Source organism: Enterobacter sp. D2 (assembly GCF_034427575.1).
In the GTDB taxonomy this organism is placed as follows: domain Bacteria; phylum Pseudomonadota; class Gammaproteobacteria; order Enterobacterales; family Enterobacteriaceae; genus Enterobacter; species Enterobacter cloacae_M.
Genome location: NZ_JAXQPP010000002.1, coordinates 346,489 through 362,363, shown reverse-complemented (window position 1 = coordinate 362,363; position 15,875 = coordinate 346,489). Strand labels below are relative to the sequence as shown.

Below are 15,875 nucleotides of genomic sequence, written 5' to 3'. Positions count from 1 at the left end.
TCATGAAAATTGTAAGGGAGGCGCTGGCCGGAACGCAGGAGTCCAGCGACCTGATGGTGAAAATCGCTCCCGCTCACGGCGAGCTGGAGATAGTCATCCACAGTGAAGTGATTAAGCAGTTTGGCGAGCAAATTCGCCAGGTGGTCAACGACACGTTGCGCGCCATGAACGTGCACCAGGGATTAATTATTATTGAAGACAAAGGGGCGCTGGACTGTGTGATCCGCGCCCGCCTGCAAAGCGCGCTGATGCGTGCAGCCGATGAACAGGCCATCAACTGGGGGGCGCTGAAATGAGCAAACTCCGCCGCAGCATGCTGTTCCTGCCGGGCGCCAACGCCGCCATGCTTTCCACCGCATTTATCTACCGTCCCGACTCCATCATGTTTGATCTTGAGGACGCCGTCGCCCTGCGCGAGAAGGATACCGCGCGCATGCTGGTGTTCCATGCCCTGCAGCACCCGATGTATCAGGATATCGAAACAGTGGTGCGCATTAACCCACTCAGCACGCCGTTTGGCCTGCTGGATCTGGAGGCTGCCGTGCGGGCCGGCGTGGACGTGATCCGCCTGCCGAAAACCGACACGCCGGACGATATCTACGAGCTGGAAGGCCACCTCGAACGCATCGAGCAAGAGTGCGGCCGCGAGGTCGGCTCCACCCGCGTGATGGCGGCGATTGAGTCGGCCATTGGCGTCATCAACGCCGTGGCGATTGCCCGCAGCTCTGTGCGCCTCATCGGGATTGCGCTGGCCGCCTTTGACTACGTGATGGACATGCAGACCGAGCGCGGCGACGGCACCGAGCTGTTCTACGCCCGCTGCGCCGTGCTGCACGCCGCCCGCGCGGCGGGTATCGACGCCTTCGACGTGGTGTGGTCAGACGTTAACGACGAGGCCGGGTTCCTGCGCGAGGTCGATCTGATCCGCAAGATGGGCTTTAACGGCAAATCGCTGATTAACCCACGCCAGATTGACCTGCTGCACAACGCCTACGCCCCGACTCAGGAAGAGGTGGATCACGCCAAAAGGGTGATTGAGGCGGCAGAAGAGGGCGAGCGTAACGGCCTGGGCGTGGTATCGCTCAACGGCAAAATGGTGGATGCACCGATTATTAACCACGCGCAGGTGGTGCTGGAGCGCGCGGCGGCCTCCGGCGTGCGTCGGTAAGGATGAAATAATGAATCAGACTGAACTTCTTCACGTGTATTTTCCCCATCTGCGGGACTTAAAACCCTTTGATACCGCCCACAGCGCCACGCCGTGGCTGGCGGACAGCGACGCGAAGCACAGCCGCAAGCTCTGCGCCTCTGTTGAAGAGGCGGTTAAGCGCTGCGGCCTGCAGGACGGCATGACCATCTCCTTCCACCACGCGTTTCGCGAAGGCGACAGGGTAATCAACACCGTCGTGGCGCTGCTGGCGCGAATGGGCTTCAAAAACCTGACGCTGGCTTCCAGCTCGCTGATGACCTGCAACGACGCGCTGATCGAGCATATTGAAAGCGGCGTCATCACCCGGATTTATACCTCCGGTATGCGCGGCAGGCTGGCGGACGCGATCTCCCACGGGCTGATGGACGAGCCGGTGCAAATTCACTCCCACGGCGGTCGCGTGAAGCTGCTCCAGGACGGCGAGCTGAATATTGACGTGGCGTTTCTCGGCGTGCCGTGCAGCGATGAGTTTGGCAACGCCAACGGGACGCACGGCAAATCGTGCTGCGGCTCCCTGGGCTACGCCATGGTGGACGCCCACTTTGCCCGCAAGGTAGTGCTGCTGACCGAAGAACTGGTGCCGTTCCCCAATATGCCCGCCAGCCTGGTGCAGGACCAGGTGGACTACATCGTGCAGGTTGAGAGCGTGGGCGACCCGGCGAAAATCAGCGTCGGCGCGGCGCGCGTCACCAGCAACCCGCGCGAGCTGATGATCGCCCGCTATGCGGCGGACGTCATTGAACACTCCGGCTACTTCAAACCGGGCTTCTCGATGCAGACCGGCTCCGGCGCGGCGGCGACCGCCTGCACGCGCTTTATGGAAGAGAAGATGGAGCGCAGCGGCGTGAAGGCGCGCTTTGCGCTCGGCGGCATCACCGGCAGCCTGGTGGATCTGCACGAGAAGGGGCTCATCGAAAAGCTGCTCGATACCCAGTGCTTTGACGGCCAGGCGGCGGCCTCGCTGGCGCGCAACCCGAACCACGTGGAGATCTCCACCAACGTCTACGCCAACCCCGGCAGCAAGGCGGCAAGCTGCGACCAGCTTGACGTGGTGATCCTCAGCGCCCTCGAAATCGACGTCGATTTCAACGTCAACGTTATCACCGGCTCCGACGGGGTGATGCGCGGCGCGTCCGGTGGGCACTGCGACGTGGCCGCCGCGGCAAACCTGACCATCGTCGTCGCGCCGCTGTTGCGCAGCCGCATTCCGACGGTCGTGAAGCGGGTTACCACGCGCCTCACGCCGGGCGAGAGCATCGACGTGCTGGTCACCGACCACGGCATTGCGGTCAACCCGGCGCGCCCGGAGATCCGCGAGCGGCTGCTGGAAGCCGGGCTCAAAGTTGTGGATATCAGCGCGCTTTACGAGCGGGCGATTTCCCTGACGGGCGTACCGAAACCGATTGAATTTACCGACAAAATCGTCGGGGTGATCCGCTACCGCGACGGCAGCGTGATCGACACCGTACGACAGGTGAAGGAGGAAGTGTGATTTTAGCGACACCCGTGCGGGCGGGTGTCAGTCTGGACGAACTGCTGGCGGCGAAAGAGCGCCGCGCAGCGCGCCAGGCTGACATGCTCGAGCACTATCAACAACCGGTGATTTCCCTCACGCTGGTCACGCCAGGGGAGATCAAGGACAGCCTGCGCTATCGCAACACCATGGGCGTGGCGCTGCAGATGTGCGACCAGCTGCTGTGGGAAAACCGCTGGCGGGTGCTGGACCGCCAGGTTCTATGGCTCCCGACCGGGCCAGAAGCCCTGTGGTGCGTGGCCCACCCGGCGGTGGAAATCAAAGCGCACTGCGCGGAGCTGGAGCAGACGCACCCGCTCGGCAGACTGTGGGATCTGGACGTGATCTGCCCTCAGCACGGCCACGTCGGGCGTCAGTCGCTGGGGGCGAATCTCAGACGCTGCCTGATCTGCGACGAGCCCGCGCACGCCTGTTCCCGCTCGCGGAAGCATCCCGTTGAGCAGGTGGTTTCCCGCATAGAGAAGACGATCGATGACTGGTTTGCTCGCGACTAAACCGCGCCCGGTTGACGTGCCCGCGCTTGCCGAGGCGGCGCTATGGCAGGAGCTGGAGCTGACGCCCAAGCCGGGGCTGGTGGACAAGCTCAATAACGGTTCCCATCGCGATATGGACCACGCGCTGTTCGTTCGCAGCATTGCGGCGATTACGCCGTGGTTTTCGCGTTTTGCCGAGCTGGGTAGTGCGCATGGGGATAAACCTGCTGACGCACAGCTTCGAATTATCCGCCCGATGGGGATGGCCTGCGAGCAGGCGATGTACGCCGCGACGAACGGAGTGAACACCCACAAGGGCGGGATTTTTGCCCTGGGTTTACTGTGCTTCGCCGCCGGGCGTGTGAAACATATCTCCGCAGACAGCCTCTGCTGTGAGGTAAGTAACATCTGCAGCGGGCTGGTATCGCGGGAGCTGGCCGCGCGCGGCGGACAGGCGACGGCGGGCGAGCGGCAGTTTCAGCAGTACGGCTTAACCGGCGCGCGCGGAGAGGCGGAAAGCGGCTTTGCGACGGCGCGTAAGGCGCTGGCGCAGTGGAACGGACAGTCGCTTCACGGCCTGCTGTTGCGCCTGATGGCGGTCAATCAGGATAGTAATCTCGTCTCGCGCGGCGGCATTGAAGGGCTGCGCTACGTTCAGGGCTACGCGCGGGAATTACTGGCGAGTGGCTGGGATCGCGAGGCGTTGCTGAAGATGGATAACGCATTGATTGTACGAAACCTGAGCCCGGGCGGCAGCGCGGATTTGCTGTCTGTGGGGTGGGTGCTATCTGCAATAAAATAGCCGGGTGGCGCTAACGCTTACCCGGCCTGTGAACGGTGTTTTTGTAGGCCCGGTAAGGCGAAGCCGCCACCGGGCACAATACCGCAAAGATTAATGCGCTATTGGCTGCGCACCGTGCGGTTCACGCACGTGCTTGTACTTGAACAGCGCGATGAACGCGAAGAACAGCACCAGCGAGTACGCCGCGAAGATCAGCCACACAGGCTGCCAGTTGGTAATGCCGTTGGTGGTATACATCTCAACCACTTTACCGCTTACCACTCCGCCCAGAATACAGCCGAAGCCGTTGGTCATCATCAGGAACATACCCTGCGCGCTGGCGCGAATTTCAGGCTTCACCTCTTTTTCCACAAACACCGAACCGGAGATGTTGAAGAAGTCGAATGCGCAGCCGTAAACGATCATCGACAGCACCAGCAGCACGGTGCCGAACGGGCTTGGGTCGCCGTAGGCGAACAGACCGAAGCGCAACATCCATGCCGCGATACTGATCAGCATGACGTTCTTGATGCCGTAGCGGCTCAGGAAGAACGGGATGGTCAGGATGAACAGCGTCTCAGAGATCTGAGAGATGGACATCATCACCGACGCGTGTTCAACGATAAAGCTGCCGGAGAACAGCGGGTTGTTGTCGAAGCTGTGCAGGAAGGTGTTGCCGAACATGTTGGTGATCTGCAGCTCCGCGCCCAGCAGCATGGAGAAGATAAAGAAGATCGCCATGCGTTTGTTTTTGAACAGCGCGAAGGCGTCCAGGCCGAGCATGGTGCTCCAGCTCTGGTTTTTTTGCTGGTTTGAGACCGGAATGTGCGGCAGCGTCAGGGTAAAGATCGCCAGCAGCACGGAGAGCGCTGCGCCGATATAGAGCTGCATATGGCTCAGTTCGAAGCCCGCGAAGCTCACGCCCCACATCGCCATGATAAAGCCGATAGTTCCCCAGATACGGATTGGCGGGAAATCGGTCACGATATCCATATCCGCGGACTTCAGGCGGTAGTAGGAGATGGTGTTGATCAGGCCAAGCGTTGGCATATAGGCCAGCGAGTTAAGCAGGATCACCATGAACATCGCCCCCGGCGTGGTCACCTGGGCTGCCATAAACAGCGTCCCCGCGCCCACCAGGTGGCAAAGCATGTACAGCCATTTCGCACTCAACCATTTATCCGCCACGATGCCCAGCAGCGTTGGCATGAAGACAGCCGCAATACCGAGCGAGCTGTAAACGGCACCGATTGACGCACCGTCGAACTTGAGCGTCACAAACATATAGGAGCCGAGTGTAGTCAGCCAGCTACCCCACAGGCAGAACTGCAGAAACGACAAAATTTTAAGCTGCAGCTTAAGGTTCATGTTACTTTCCTCACAAGTGAGCGGGAGATATGTTGTTATAGGAACATTCAGGGTTGTTATTTGATGCAATTCTATCAGTTGGCAACGATATGTTTTGTTACCTCCCGCAAAAAAATGCAATCCACATTAATTTGCAGTTTGGATTGTGATGCAAATAACATTTTCGTATGGGTGGTGTTGGATAGGTGCGGCCTGATGCCTCACCCTGACCCTCTCCCACAGGGAGAGGGGAAACAGAACACCTTCTCCCAGAGGGGAGAAGGTGTGCCGATCACCGGCGACGATAGTTTTTCTGCGCCGTATTCACCTTATACAGGTACCGGCGGGATTCCGCAGACGGGTGGCGGGTGGTGAGGGTAGAGTAGACATCCCCCGGCGCCATGCTGTTGATGATGTTTGCGGCCTGCACTTTGTCATTCGAGAAGACGCGCAGCACGCTGCCCGCGCCGCCGTTATAGGCGGTGATCACCGCATAGCGGCGTGACGTTGGGTTATCAATTCCGCCCAGGTACACATTGTTCAGCATCGCCAGATAGGCCGTGCCGGTATCAATGTTGCTCTGCGGATCGAACAGATAGCTGCGGCTCGGCGTGCCGGATTTCCCCTGCGCGCGGAAGACGTCTTTACCGGCGCTGTGCTGCACTACCTGCATCAGCCCCAGGGCGTCGGAACGGCTTACCGCGTACGGGTTGAACGAGGATTCGGTCTGCATAATCGCTAGGATCAGCGACTCATCCACGCCGTACTTGCGCGAGGCCTGACGCACCATCCCAATGTACTTATGCGCACGCTTGTCCAGGTGGTTCGGGACGAGGTTGATGGTGACGCTGTAGATAATCTTCAGACCGTTAGAGCGGCTTTTCAGGCGCGTCTGCAGCAGGTAGTCGGCAAATTTCGTGGCGCGACCTTCCCAGCGGATCGGCTGGCCAGTCTGATCGACAACCTGGCCGTACAGGAACGGCTCTTTCGAGATCGTGATATCGTCGGCATCGGAGTAGAGATCGATAGATCCAGGATCGTCACCCATCAGCAGGGTTTTGACGATCGCCTGACGCAGTCGTGCCGCAGGGTCGGTGCCTGCGATGGTTTCAACCGTTATCGTACCCTCATCAAAGTTGATGTGGCTTCGGGTCTGATAGGCGTCGGTGTACTTAACGTAGTCCTTAGGTCCTGCAATAAGAACTTCGTTAAATCCCCATATGTTCTCGATGTTGTGGGCAAACTGCCCCATCAAAATGTCAAAACCGTTGGTGTCCTTGATCCAGGCTTCGTTGTAATCTTCGCCTTTTTTTGACGAACACGAGACAAGCAACGGCGCAACAAGGGCTAGCGCTAAAAGTTTTTTCATCATTCCGGGAGTGCGTGTTGTGTTTGCTTTAACGGCGGGGGTTCCCCCGCACGCTGTTATTTTTCCGGTGGCGTATAGCCTTCGATGTGCACGTCTTTACCTTCGAACAGGAAGCTCACCATCTCCTGCTCCAGCAGCTTGCGATGTTCCGGGTTCATCATGCTGAGTTTTTTCTCGTTGATCAGCATGGTCTGCTTTTTCTGCCACTGTCCCCAGGCTTCTTTGGAGATTTCATTGTAGATGCGTTTACCCAGGTCGCCCGGATAAAGCTGGAAATCCTGGCCTTCAGCGTCACGCTGCAGGAAAGTACAAAAAATCGTTCTGGCCATACTCATTCCTCTTTTTCTTGTCGATGCTAAACCATTGCACCGGCACGTAATTGCTGTAACAGGCGCTCCACGGGAGCCGCCAGTCCGACTGATGGCGGTTGCGCTAAGTTATACCAGAGAGCGGTGCCTTCATCCATGCACGAGGCAAATGACGACACGGGAAGCCACATGGGTACAATATCCAGGTGGAAATGGCTGAACGTATGGCGAAACGCGGTCAGCTGCGTCAGGTTATCGGCAGCAATCCCGCGCTGTTTAAGCCATTCACGCAGCAAATCTTCATCTTCAAACTGTGGGAAGCAGTATAGACCACCCCACAGACCGCTCGGTGGACGCTGGGCGAGGAAGACCTCGTCGCCGTGCTGCATCAGCAGCATATAGCCGGTGCGCTCCGGCAGCGTCTGTTTGGGTTTCTTACCCGGATATTGCGCCCATGAATGGTTGGCATACGCCACGCAGAGATTATTCACCGGGCAGAGTTCGCATTTTGGTTTTGAGCGCGTGCAGACCATCGCGCCGAGATCCATCATCGCCTGGTTGAAACGCTCGACGCCGTTGGCCGGGGTGACCGCTTCACTTATTTCCCAGAGACGTTTTTCAACGTCCTTTTTACCCGGCCAGCCGTCGACGGCATAGCAGCGTGCCAGCACGCGCTTCACGTTGCCGTCGAGGATCGGGAAATGCTTGCCTAAAGACAGGGAGAGAATGGCGCCTGCGGTTGAACGTCCTACGCCGGGGAGATCGGCCACCTCATCGAAGGTTTCCGGGAATTTCCCGTTGTGGCGCATGGCAACCTGCTGTGCGGCCTTGTGAAGGTTACGCGCGCGGGCGTAATAGCCAAGACCGGTCCACAGGTGCAGGACCTCGTCCAGCGGGGCGTTGGCCAGATCGGTCACCGTCGGGAAGCGCGCCATAAAACGCTCGAAGTAAGGGATCACCGTGGCGACCTGCGTTTGTTGCAACATCACCTCGGAGAGCCATACTTTGTAAGGCGTTTTTTCAATTTGCCAGGGCAGAGTTTTACGCCCGTATTTGTCGTACCAGTCCAGCACCTGGGCTGAAAATTGAGAGGCTTGCATGGTCATCGATTCGCATAATCAGGGACGCAGATTGCAGCACAGCGTCAATCTGCTGTAAACCGGATCTTTCCCATGCTTGCATAGAAGCCTTAACTTTGGATAATGCCCGTTTCCCGAACATTCTCACAAGCAGACAACTCTTTTATGAAAAACGACGTCATTTCACCGGAATTTGATGAAAACGGTCGCCCGCTGCGCCGTATTCGCAGCTTTGTCCGCCGTCAGGGCCGCCTGACAAAAGGGCAGCAACACGCGCTGGACAACTACTGGCCGGTGATGGGCGTTGAGTTCAGCGAGCAGCCTCTGGATTTTGCTGAACTGTTTGGCCGCGAAGCACCCGTCACGCTGGAGATCGGGTTTGGTATGGGCGCCTCGCTGGTGACCATGGCGAAAGCTCGCCCGGAGCAGAACTTCCTCGGTATCGAAGTCCACTCCCCGGGCGTGGGTGCATGCCTGGCAACGGCCCATGAAGAGGGCGTTGAGAACCTGCGCGTGATGTGTCACGACGCGGTGGAAGCGCTGCATAAAATGATTCCTGACAATTCTTTAACCATGGTTCAGCTCTTTTTCCCTGACCCGTGGCACAAAGCACGTCATAATAAACGCCGTATCGTTCAGGCACCGTTTGCCGAGCTGGTTAAAAGCAAGCTGAAGCTGGGCGGTGTCTTCCATATGGCGACCGACTGGGAACCGTATGCGGAACATATGCTGGAAGTGATGTCGTCGCTGGACGGTTACAAAAACCAGTCTGCGAGCAACGACTATGTACCGCGTCCGGAATCGCGTCCGGTAACGAAATTTGAACAGCGTGGCCATCGTCTTGGTCACGGTGTATGGGACTTAATGTTCGAGAGGGTGAAATAATGGCAAAGAATCGTAGCCGTCGTCTGCGTAAAAAGATGCATATCGAAGAATTCCAGGAAGTGGGCTTCTCCGTAGCGTGGCGTTTCCCGGAAGGCACCAGTGTAGAGCAGATCGATCAGGACGTGGATGCGTTCATCAATGACGTGATTGAGCCAAACAAGCTGGCCTTCGACGGTAGCGGTTACCTGGCCTGGGAAGGTCTGATCTGCACCCAGGAAGTGGGTAAATGCACCGAAGAACATCAGGCGCTGGTACGTAAATGGCTTGAAGACCACAAGCTAGAAGATGTCCGCGTCAGCGAACTTTTCGACGTTTGGTGGGACTAATAAAGCAATAAGGGGCCAGCATTAGCTGGCCCATTTTGTCTGAGGGAGTGTTTAAGATGCGCAAAACGTTGCTGGCTGTTGCTTTGATGGCAACCGGATTCACCGCCCATGCGGATTATCAATGTAGCGTCACCCCGCGTGATGACGTGGTGTTAAGCCCGCAAACCGTGCAGGTCAAAGGCGAGAACGGCAATCTGGTGATTACGCCGGATGGTAACGTGACGTTTAACGGCAAGCCGCAAAACCTGACTGCCGCGCAGCGCGAGCAGGCGAAGGATTACCAGGCTGAGCTGCGTACCGCACTGCCGTGGATCAACGACGGCGCGCTGACCCGCGTTGAGAAAAGCCGCGTGGCGCTGGATAAGATCATTACTAAAGAAGTGGGTGAGAGCAGCAACATGCGCACCCGCCTGACGAAGCTCGATAAGCAGCTTAAAGAGCAGATGAACCGCATTATCGAGACGCGCACCGACGGCCTGACGTTCCACTACAAGGCGATTGATCAGGTCCGCGCTGACGGGCAGCAGCTGGTGAATCAGGCGATGGGCGGCATCCTGCAGGACAGCATCAACGAAATGGGGGCGAAAGCCGTGCTGAAGGGCGGCGGTAACCCGCTGCAGGGCGTGCTGGGCAGTCTGGGCGGCTTGCAGACCTCCATTCAGAACGAGTGGAAGAACCAGGAAGATGATTTCCAGCAGTTCGGCAAAGACGTGTGTAAACGCGTGGTGTCGCTGGAAGATAGCCGGAAGGCGCTGGTGGGGACGCTTAAGTAAGATCTCTGCGCGCTGGGCCCCTCACCCCGGCCCTCTCCCCATGGGAGAGGGTGTAATCGTTCCCTCTCCCATGGGGAGAGGGTTAGGGTGAGGGCATCAGGCATTGCAGTCGTTGCAGAATAGCTATCAACACCTCCTCCTCATTAGCCCTGAATTCGTTATTCCAGAACCGTAAGACTTCCCATCCGTTCGCATTCAAAAACTCGGTACGTCGTGAATCATACTTCTCTTTGTTCTGATGCTGACCCCCGTCCAGCTCAACGATCAGCTTCGCCTTAAAGCAGGCTAAATCCACGATGTACGGACCAATAGGCATCTGCCGACGAAACTTATACCCAAAGAAGCGACGACCCCTGAGCAAATACCAGAGGCGTAATTCTTCGGGCGTCATTTGTGTGCGGAGTTGTTTTGATTTTTCCATCCCCACACTCTGCCAGCCTTTTCCTCAGCCGGCAGAGCGGGATGCAAAATCCTGAATAAGCCTTCAGGATTCTTCGGCGAGGAACAGCTCAAGAAGAGAGTTTAAGAACAGCTTGCCGTGCTCGGTGATCTGCCAGTATTCCTCACTCTCGGTGAGATACCCCTGGGCCAGCGCTTCGTCGATCTGCGGGCGAATCACCGACTCCGGCAGCCCGGTGTAACGCGCAAACTCCGCGCGCGGCGCGGCTTCCAGCAGACGGAAGCGGTTCATGAAGAACTCAAACGGTTTATCCGCCGCCTCAACGTCGTGCTGACGCTCCAGGTAGCGGCCTTCCATGTATCCGCGCGGGTGGCGGGTTTTGGCGGTGCGCAGAATGCGCCCGTCCGGGAAGGTCACCTTGCCGTGCGCGCCGCAGCCAATTCCCAGGTAGTCGCCAAAGCGCCAGTAGTTCAGGTTGTGCTGGCACTGATAGCCCGGCTTCGCATACGCGGACGTTTCATACTGCTGATAGCCCGCAGCGGTTAGCAGCCTGTGACCCTGCTCGAAGATATCCCAGAGCGCGTCGTCGTCCGGCAGCACCGGCGGGCGGGAACCGAACAGCGTGTTTGGCTCAATGGTGAGCTGATACCACGACAGGTGCGGCGGGTTCAGTTCGATCGCCTGGCGCAGGTCGTCCAGCGCCTCTTCCAGCGACTGATCCGGCAGGCCGTGCATCAAATCGAGGTTGAAGCTGCGAAGGCCCAGCCCGGTCGCCAGATTTGCCGCGCGCTTCGCCTCTTCCGGGCCGTGAATGCGTCCCAGACGTTTTAGCTTCGGTTCGCTAAAGCTCTGCACGCCGATGGAGATGCGGTTTACACCCGCGCGCTGATAGTCGACAAAACGGTCAGCCTCAACGGTGCCGGGGTTGGCTTCCATGGTAATTTCCGCATCCGCCGCCAGGTTCAGGCGCGCACGCACGCCGTCCAGCAGCGTCTGCATTGCCGGGCCGGACAGCAGGCTCGGCGTACCGCCACCAATGAAAATGGTCTTAACTTCACGTCCCTGTGCGTAAGCGACATCGGCGTCCAGGTCGGCCAGCAGATGCGCAACATAGTCATCGTGCGGCACTTCGCCCTTCAGGGCGTGCGAGTTGAAATCGCAGTACGGGCACTTCTGCACGCACCACGGGATGTGAATATACAGACTCAGAGGCGGCAAATTAGCCATTACGCAGTGCTTCCAGTAACAGTTTCAGCGCGCGTCCACGGTGGGAAATCGCGCTTTTCTCTTCGCGGGTCAGTTCCGCAGCGGTTTTGCCCTCGGTCGGGACAAAGAAAATCGGGTCGTAGCCAAAGCCGCCGTTGCCAGCTGCTTCATGGGTAATCACGCCCGGCCAGCTGCCGTGGCAGACAATCGGCGTAGGGTCTTCCGCGTGACGCATATAGACCAGCACGCAGTGAAACTGCGCGGTGCGCTGTTCGTCCGGTACGTCTTTCAGGGCGACAAGCAGCTTTTCCAGATTCTGCTGGTCGGTGGCGTCAACGCCGGAATAGCGCGCAGAGTAAATCCCCGGGGCACCGCCGAGAAAATCCACGGCCAGGCCGGAGTCGTCGGCAATCGCGGGCAGGCCGGTAATCTGCGCGGCGTGACGCGCTTTCAGGATCGCGTTTTCGATAAACGTCAGCCCCGTCTCTTCGGCGGACTCCACGCCCAGATCGGTCTGGGCAACCACGTCCAGCCCAAAATCATTTAATAGCGAGGCCAGCTCGCGCACTTTACCGGCGTTGCCGGTCGCGAGAACAACTTTCTGCATGGTTTAGTCCTGTTCTTTCAGAGCCGCGACTTCCGTCGGGATAGATTGCGGATTAAGGATTTTTACCTGTTTATGTCGCCCAAGTTCACCTTTTTCAATGATGACCTGGCTTTTGGCAACGCGAAACTGTTTTGCCAGATATTTAGTCAGATGCGCGTTCGCCTGACCGTCAACCGGCGGGGCGGTGATGGCGACTTTTAACTCGTCGCCATGCAGCCCGACAATACTGTCACGGCTGGCCTTCGGCTGAATATACAGCCGCAAAACCAGCCCGTCAGCGCAGGTGCTTACGGCACTCATAGCGCCATCCACAGCCCCGGCAGCAGCATATCGCCCGTGGACTGTAACAGCTCAGCGATCCCCATGTTGACCACATAGAGCAGCAGAACCAGGATCATCGGCGAGAAATCAATACCGCCCATCGAAGGCAGCAGATTGCGAATCGGGCGCAGCAGCGGTTCGGCCAGTTGGATCAGCGCATATTCTACCGGACTACGCCCCTGGCTTACCCAACTCATGATGGCCATGACCAGCAGCACCCAGAAAATCAGCAGGCCGATGGTTTTGATTAAAATCAGGACCGCAGCAATCCAGATAATCGGCTGGAAGGTGATGACCATAAACAGCACGATCGCTTTGATAACGCTCAGAATAAACGCCACCAGCAGAGACGAGCTGTCGATGGGACCCATCGCCGGGATAATGCGGCGCAGAGGTCCGACAACAGGTTGCGTGATTTTCACGACAAACTGCGAGAACGGATTATAAAAATCACAGCGGGCCCACTGCATCCAGACGCGCAGCAAAAGCGCCATCGTATACAGCTCAAGCACTGTTGAGAGCAGGAAAGTCAACGTCTTCATGGCGTTCCTCAGGTTTCCTTATTATTTTGAGTAGTCGCGCGCACCGAAAATTGCCGTACCGATGCGCACCATAGTGCTGCCTGCCGCGATGGCGGCTTCCATATCATCTGACATGCCCAGTGAAAGCGTGTCTACCGTGTTATAGCGCGCTTTAAGCGCCTCAAATGCTACAGCCATTTGCTGTGCCACGGCAAACTGCCTTTCATAACTTGACTCAGGCGCCGGAATTGCCATCAGCCCGCGCAGGGTCAAGCGCGGCAGTTCGGCAACCTCTGCGGCCAGCGCGTCCAACTCGCTCAGCGCAATGCCGGACTTGCTGTTTTCGTCGCTGATGTTGACCTGAATCAGCACGTTAAGCGCTGGCATTTCTGCCGGACGCTGGTCATTCAGGCGGGTAGCAATACGCAGGCGATCGATGGTGTGGCACCAGTCGAAGTGTTCTGCTACCAGACGGCTTTTGTTCGACTGCAGGGGGCCAATAAAGTGCCACTGCAGATCCGTATTCCCCTGTTCCTGAAAGTAGCGAATTTTATCCACGCCTTCCTGAACGTAGTTTTCACCAAACGCCCGCTGGCCTGCGTCAATAGCTTCTGCGATGGCGCTCGCAGGCTTGGTTTTGCTGACTGCAAGCAGCGTAATTTCTTCTGAAGCACGGCCGCAGCGCGCTGCGGCGGCTGAGATTTTGTCCCGGACCTGTGCCAGGTTATGCGCAATGTCGTTCATTTTCCGAGGAGTAGTCTATGGATGTGGAAGAAATTGTGGCTCTTAGTGTAAAGCATAACGTCTCCGATCTACACCTGTGCAGTGATTCGCCACCGCGCTGGCGCAGATTAGGTCGGCTTGAACCCGCTCCTTTTCCGCCTCCCGATGTCGGAGCGTTATTGAAAGCGTGGCTCAACGATGAGCAGCAGGGGATATGGTGGGCAAAGGGGCAGGTGGATTTTGCCTCGACGGTGACGGGAGGCCAGCGGCTGCGCGGCAGTGCCTTTAAGCAGATGAGAGGTGTCTCTGTGACGCTGCGGCTGCTGCCGCGTAGCTGCCCACAGCTCTCTTCGCTGGGCGCGCCGCGGGCGATCCCGGAACTGTTGTCCAATGACGCCGGGCTGATTCTGGTCACGGGGGCGACCGGCAGCGGCAAATCCACTACGCTGGCGGCGATGGTCGATTTTCTCAACCACCATGCTGACGGCCATATCCTCACGCTTGAAGATCCGGTGGAGTTTATCTACCAGAGCGAACGTTGTCTGATCCAGCAGCGGGAGATAGGCCAGCACAGCCCGTCATTTGCTGAAGCGCTGCGCAGCGCCTTACGCCAGGATCCGGACGTTATTCTGCTGGGGGAGCTGCGCGACAGCGAAACGATCCGCCTGGCGCTGACGGCGGCGGAAACCGGACACCTGGTGCTGGCGACGCTGCATACGCGCGGGGCATCGCAGGCGATTGAACGGCTGGTCGATACGTTCCCGGCGCAGGAGAAAGATCCGGTGCGTAACCAGCTGGGCGGCAGCCTGCGAGCGGTGCTGGCGCAGAGGCTGCTTCCCGATCTGCAGGGCGGGCGCGTCGCGTTGTATGAACTGCTGGTGAACACTGCGGCGGCGGCGAATTTGATTCGTGAAGGGAAAACGTGGCAACTGCCCGGGATCATTCAAACCGGTCAGCAGGCAGGAATGCAGAACTTTGACCAGAGCCTGGCGGAGAGACGGGCGCAGGGCCGGCTGTAGGCCCCCGTGCTTAAAAGCCCTGCTCGAAATAGCTTTCGAGGATAATCACGGCGGAAGCAGAGTCCACGCTGCCCTTGTTGAGCGCACGGAAGCCGCCGTGCTCAAACAGGCCCGCACGCGCTTCGACGGTGCTGAGACGCTCGTCGTGCAGCTTCACGGAGACGCCAAAGCGGCCATGGATTTTATTGGCGAACTTACGCGCCCGGGCGGTAAGCGGCTGTTCTGTGCCGTCCATGTTCAGCGGCAGCCCAACAATAACATCATCCGGCTGCCACTCTTTGAGCAGACGCTCGATAAGATTCCAGTCTGGCGTGCCGTCATTGGCCTTCAGGGCCGTAAGCGGACGCGCGGTACCGGTGATGCGCTGCCCCACGGCGACGCCAATGCTTTTGGTACCAAAATCGAAGGCCAGAAGCGTTCCGCTCATCAGGCGTGCCCCGCTACGCCAGGCATGGTCAGGATATCAATGCCAATCAGCTTCGCCGCGTCACGCCAGCGATCGGCGATAGGGGTTTTAAACAGGATGTTCATGTCCGCAGGCGCGGTAAGCCAGGCGTTATCAAGGATCTCTTGCTCAAGCTGGCCTTTCTCCCAGGACGAATAGCCCAACGCCACCAGCACTTCAGAAGGTTGCTCTGCGGTACCCAGCGTTTCGAGCACATCACGCGAGGTGGTGATGACGGTGTTATCCGAAATTCGAATACTGGAAGAGAATACCGGCGGCGTATGCAGGATAAAGCCGCGATCTTCTGCAAGAGGTCCACCCAGCATCACCGGTTTATCAAGCCGTATTTCCGGCAGTCGCGCTTCAGCCGAGATTTTCAGCTTGTCCAGAATTCCTTCAACCTGAAGATTTTCCAGTGGTTTATTGATGATAATACCCATCGCGCCGTCTTCATTGTATTCACAAATATAAACCACGGCGCGGCGAAAAATCGGGTCCTGGAGAGCAGGCATGGCAATAAGAAAGTGATGCTGTAAATTCATTGTCAG

At 58.1% G+C, this 15,875-nt stretch carries 21 protein-coding genes; 9 read left to right on the top strand and 12 right to left on the bottom strand.

From position 1 onward, the window contains the following. Nucleotides 1-2 precede the first annotated feature (2 nt). The 5 genes from citD to citG are packed head-to-tail and all read left to right on the top strand — an operon-like array spanning nucleotide 3 to nucleotide 4,019. Nucleotides 3-296 carry a citrate lyase acyl carrier protein gene (gene citD / locus SPG90_RS13910; RefSeq protein ID WP_008499773.1) on the top strand — a complete coding sequence of 98 codons (294 nt, stop codon included), beginning with the start codon at nucleotides 3-5 and terminating at the stop codon, nucleotides 294-296. Next, the gene (gene citE, locus SPG90_RS13905; RefSeq protein WP_023309143.1) at nucleotides 293-1,168 is read left to right on the top strand and encodes a citrate (pro-3S)-lyase subunit beta; all 876 of its coding nucleotides are present in this window, start codon (nucleotides 293-295) and stop codon (nucleotides 1,166-1,168) included. Before citD ends, citE begins: the two co-directional genes overlap by 4 nt. Nucleotides 1,169-1,178: 10 nt before the next feature. Continuing rightward, nucleotides 1,179-2,702, top strand: coding sequence for a citrate lyase subunit alpha (gene citF / locus SPG90_RS13900; protein ID WP_126303081.1), 1,524 nt, complete (start codon nucleotides 1,179-1,181; stop codon nucleotides 2,700-2,702). Next, nucleotides 2,699-3,238 (top strand): citrate lyase holo-[acyl-carrier protein] synthase, encoded by a 540-nt coding sequence (citX, locus tag SPG90_RS13895; protein WP_047173576.1) that lies wholly within the window; start codon nucleotides 2,699-2,701, stop codon nucleotides 3,236-3,238. Before citF ends, citX begins: the two co-directional genes overlap by 4 nt. After that, nucleotides 3,216-4,019 carry a triphosphoribosyl-dephospho-CoA synthase CitG gene (gene citG, locus SPG90_RS13890; protein WP_047173575.1) on the top strand — a complete coding sequence of 268 codons (804 nt, stop codon included), beginning with the start codon at nucleotides 3,216-3,218 and terminating at the stop codon, nucleotides 4,017-4,019. The genes citX and citG overlap by 23 nt, the downstream gene beginning before the upstream one ends. Nucleotides 4,020-4,109: 90 nt before the next feature. Here the strand turns inward: citG and SPG90_RS13885 are convergent, their stop codons facing one another. The 4 genes from SPG90_RS13885 to mutY form a co-directional block, all read right to left on the bottom strand. After that, nucleotides 4,110-5,366: a nucleoside permease gene (locus SPG90_RS13885; protein ID WP_045403930.1), complete on the bottom strand. Its 1,257-nt coding sequence runs from the start codon at nucleotides 5,364-5,366 to the stop codon at nucleotides 4,110-4,112. A 271-nt stretch (nucleotides 5,367-5,637) separates the two neighbouring features. After that, nucleotides 5,638-6,714: a membrane-bound lytic murein transglycosylase MltC gene (mltC, locus tag SPG90_RS13880; protein ID WP_045355622.1), complete on the bottom strand. Its 1,077-nt coding sequence runs from the start codon at nucleotides 6,712-6,714 to the stop codon at nucleotides 5,638-5,640. 56 nt (nucleotides 6,715-6,770) lie between these two features. Beyond that, complete coding sequence (locus SPG90_RS13875; RefSeq protein ID WP_023309138.1) at nucleotides 6,771-7,043, bottom strand: oxidative damage protection protein; 273 nt, start codon at nucleotides 7,041-7,043, stop codon at nucleotides 6,771-6,773. A 26-nt stretch (nucleotides 7,044-7,069) separates the two neighbouring features. Then, nucleotides 7,070-8,122, bottom strand: coding sequence for an A/G-specific adenine glycosylase (gene mutY, locus SPG90_RS13870; protein ID WP_168964397.1), 1,053 nt, complete (start codon nucleotides 8,120-8,122; stop codon nucleotides 7,070-7,072). A gap of 144 nt (nucleotides 8,123-8,266) precedes the next feature. On the opposite strand from mutY, the gene trmB reads away from it, so the two are divergent. From trmB to SPG90_RS13855, 3 genes are read left to right on the top strand one after another with little or no spacing between them, the layout of a single operon-like run. Next, nucleotides 8,267-8,986 carry a tRNA (guanosine(46)-N7)-methyltransferase TrmB gene (gene trmB, locus SPG90_RS13865; protein ID WP_126303078.1) on the top strand — a complete coding sequence of 240 codons (720 nt, stop codon included), beginning with the start codon at nucleotides 8,267-8,269 and terminating at the stop codon, nucleotides 8,984-8,986. Next, nucleotides 8,986-9,312: a YggL family protein gene (locus tag SPG90_RS13860; RefSeq protein ID WP_014885198.1), complete on the top strand. Its 327-nt coding sequence runs from the start codon at nucleotides 8,986-8,988 to the stop codon at nucleotides 9,310-9,312. The genes trmB and SPG90_RS13860 overlap by 1 nt, the downstream gene beginning before the upstream one ends. Before the next feature lie 56 nt (nucleotides 9,313-9,368). Further along, entirely contained in the window at nucleotides 9,369-10,085 is a 717-nt protein-coding gene (locus SPG90_RS13855) for a DUF2884 domain-containing protein (protein ID WP_023309135.1), read from the top strand. A gap of 82 nt (nucleotides 10,086-10,167) precedes the next feature. Here SPG90_RS13855 and SPG90_RS13850 read toward each other — a convergent pair whose 3' ends face one another. From SPG90_RS13850 to SPG90_RS13825, 6 genes are all read right to left on the bottom strand, one after another. Then, a complete protein-coding gene (locus tag SPG90_RS13850) occupies nucleotides 10,168-10,506 on the bottom strand; it encodes an endonuclease domain-containing protein (protein ID WP_322408195.1) in 339 nt (112 codons plus the stop codon). Between the two features lie 63 nt (nucleotides 10,507-10,569). Further along, nucleotides 10,570-11,712: a radical SAM family heme chaperone HemW gene (hemW, locus tag SPG90_RS13845; RefSeq protein WP_045403924.1), complete on the bottom strand. Its 1,143-nt coding sequence runs from the start codon at nucleotides 11,710-11,712 to the stop codon at nucleotides 10,570-10,572. Next, nucleotides 11,705-12,298 (bottom strand): XTP/dITP diphosphatase, encoded by a 594-nt coding sequence (locus tag SPG90_RS13840; protein ID WP_045403921.1) that lies wholly within the window; start codon nucleotides 12,296-12,298, stop codon nucleotides 11,705-11,707. The genes hemW and SPG90_RS13840 overlap by 8 nt, the downstream gene beginning before the upstream one ends. A gap of 3 nt (nucleotides 12,299-12,301) precedes the next feature. Further along, a complete protein-coding gene (gene yggU, locus SPG90_RS13835) occupies nucleotides 12,302-12,598 on the bottom strand; it encodes a DUF167 family protein YggU (protein WP_023333349.1) in 297 nt (98 codons plus the stop codon). Further along, nucleotides 12,595-13,161: a YggT family protein gene (locus SPG90_RS13830; RefSeq protein ID WP_023309130.1), complete on the bottom strand. Its 567-nt coding sequence runs from the start codon at nucleotides 13,159-13,161 to the stop codon at nucleotides 12,595-12,597. The genes yggU and SPG90_RS13830 overlap by 4 nt, the downstream gene beginning before the upstream one ends. 21 nt (nucleotides 13,162-13,182) lie before the next feature. Further along, the gene (locus SPG90_RS13825; protein WP_045403918.1) at nucleotides 13,183-13,884 is read right to left on the bottom strand and encodes a YggS family pyridoxal phosphate-dependent enzyme; all 702 of its coding nucleotides are present in this window, start codon (nucleotides 13,882-13,884) and stop codon (nucleotides 13,183-13,185) included. A 17-nt stretch (nucleotides 13,885-13,901) separates the two neighbouring features. Here SPG90_RS13825 and SPG90_RS13820 point away from each other — a divergent pair, with 17 nt between their 5' ends. Further along, complete coding sequence (locus SPG90_RS13820) at nucleotides 13,902-14,882, top strand: type IV pilus twitching motility protein PilT (RefSeq protein ID WP_023309128.1); 981 nt, start codon at nucleotides 13,902-13,904, stop codon at nucleotides 14,880-14,882. A gap of 10 nt (nucleotides 14,883-14,892) precedes the next feature. Here the strand turns inward: SPG90_RS13820 and ruvX are convergent, their stop codons facing one another. Then, the gene (gene ruvX, locus SPG90_RS13815) at nucleotides 14,893-15,309 is read right to left on the bottom strand and encodes a Holliday junction resolvase RuvX (RefSeq protein WP_021242076.1); all 417 of its coding nucleotides are present in this window, start codon (nucleotides 15,307-15,309) and stop codon (nucleotides 14,893-14,895) included. Next, entirely contained in the window at nucleotides 15,309-15,869 is a 561-nt protein-coding gene (locus SPG90_RS13810; protein ID WP_028014368.1) for a YqgE/AlgH family protein, read from the bottom strand. Before SPG90_RS13810 ends, ruvX begins: the two co-directional genes overlap by 1 nt. Nucleotides 15,870-15,875: the final 6 nt, after the last annotated feature.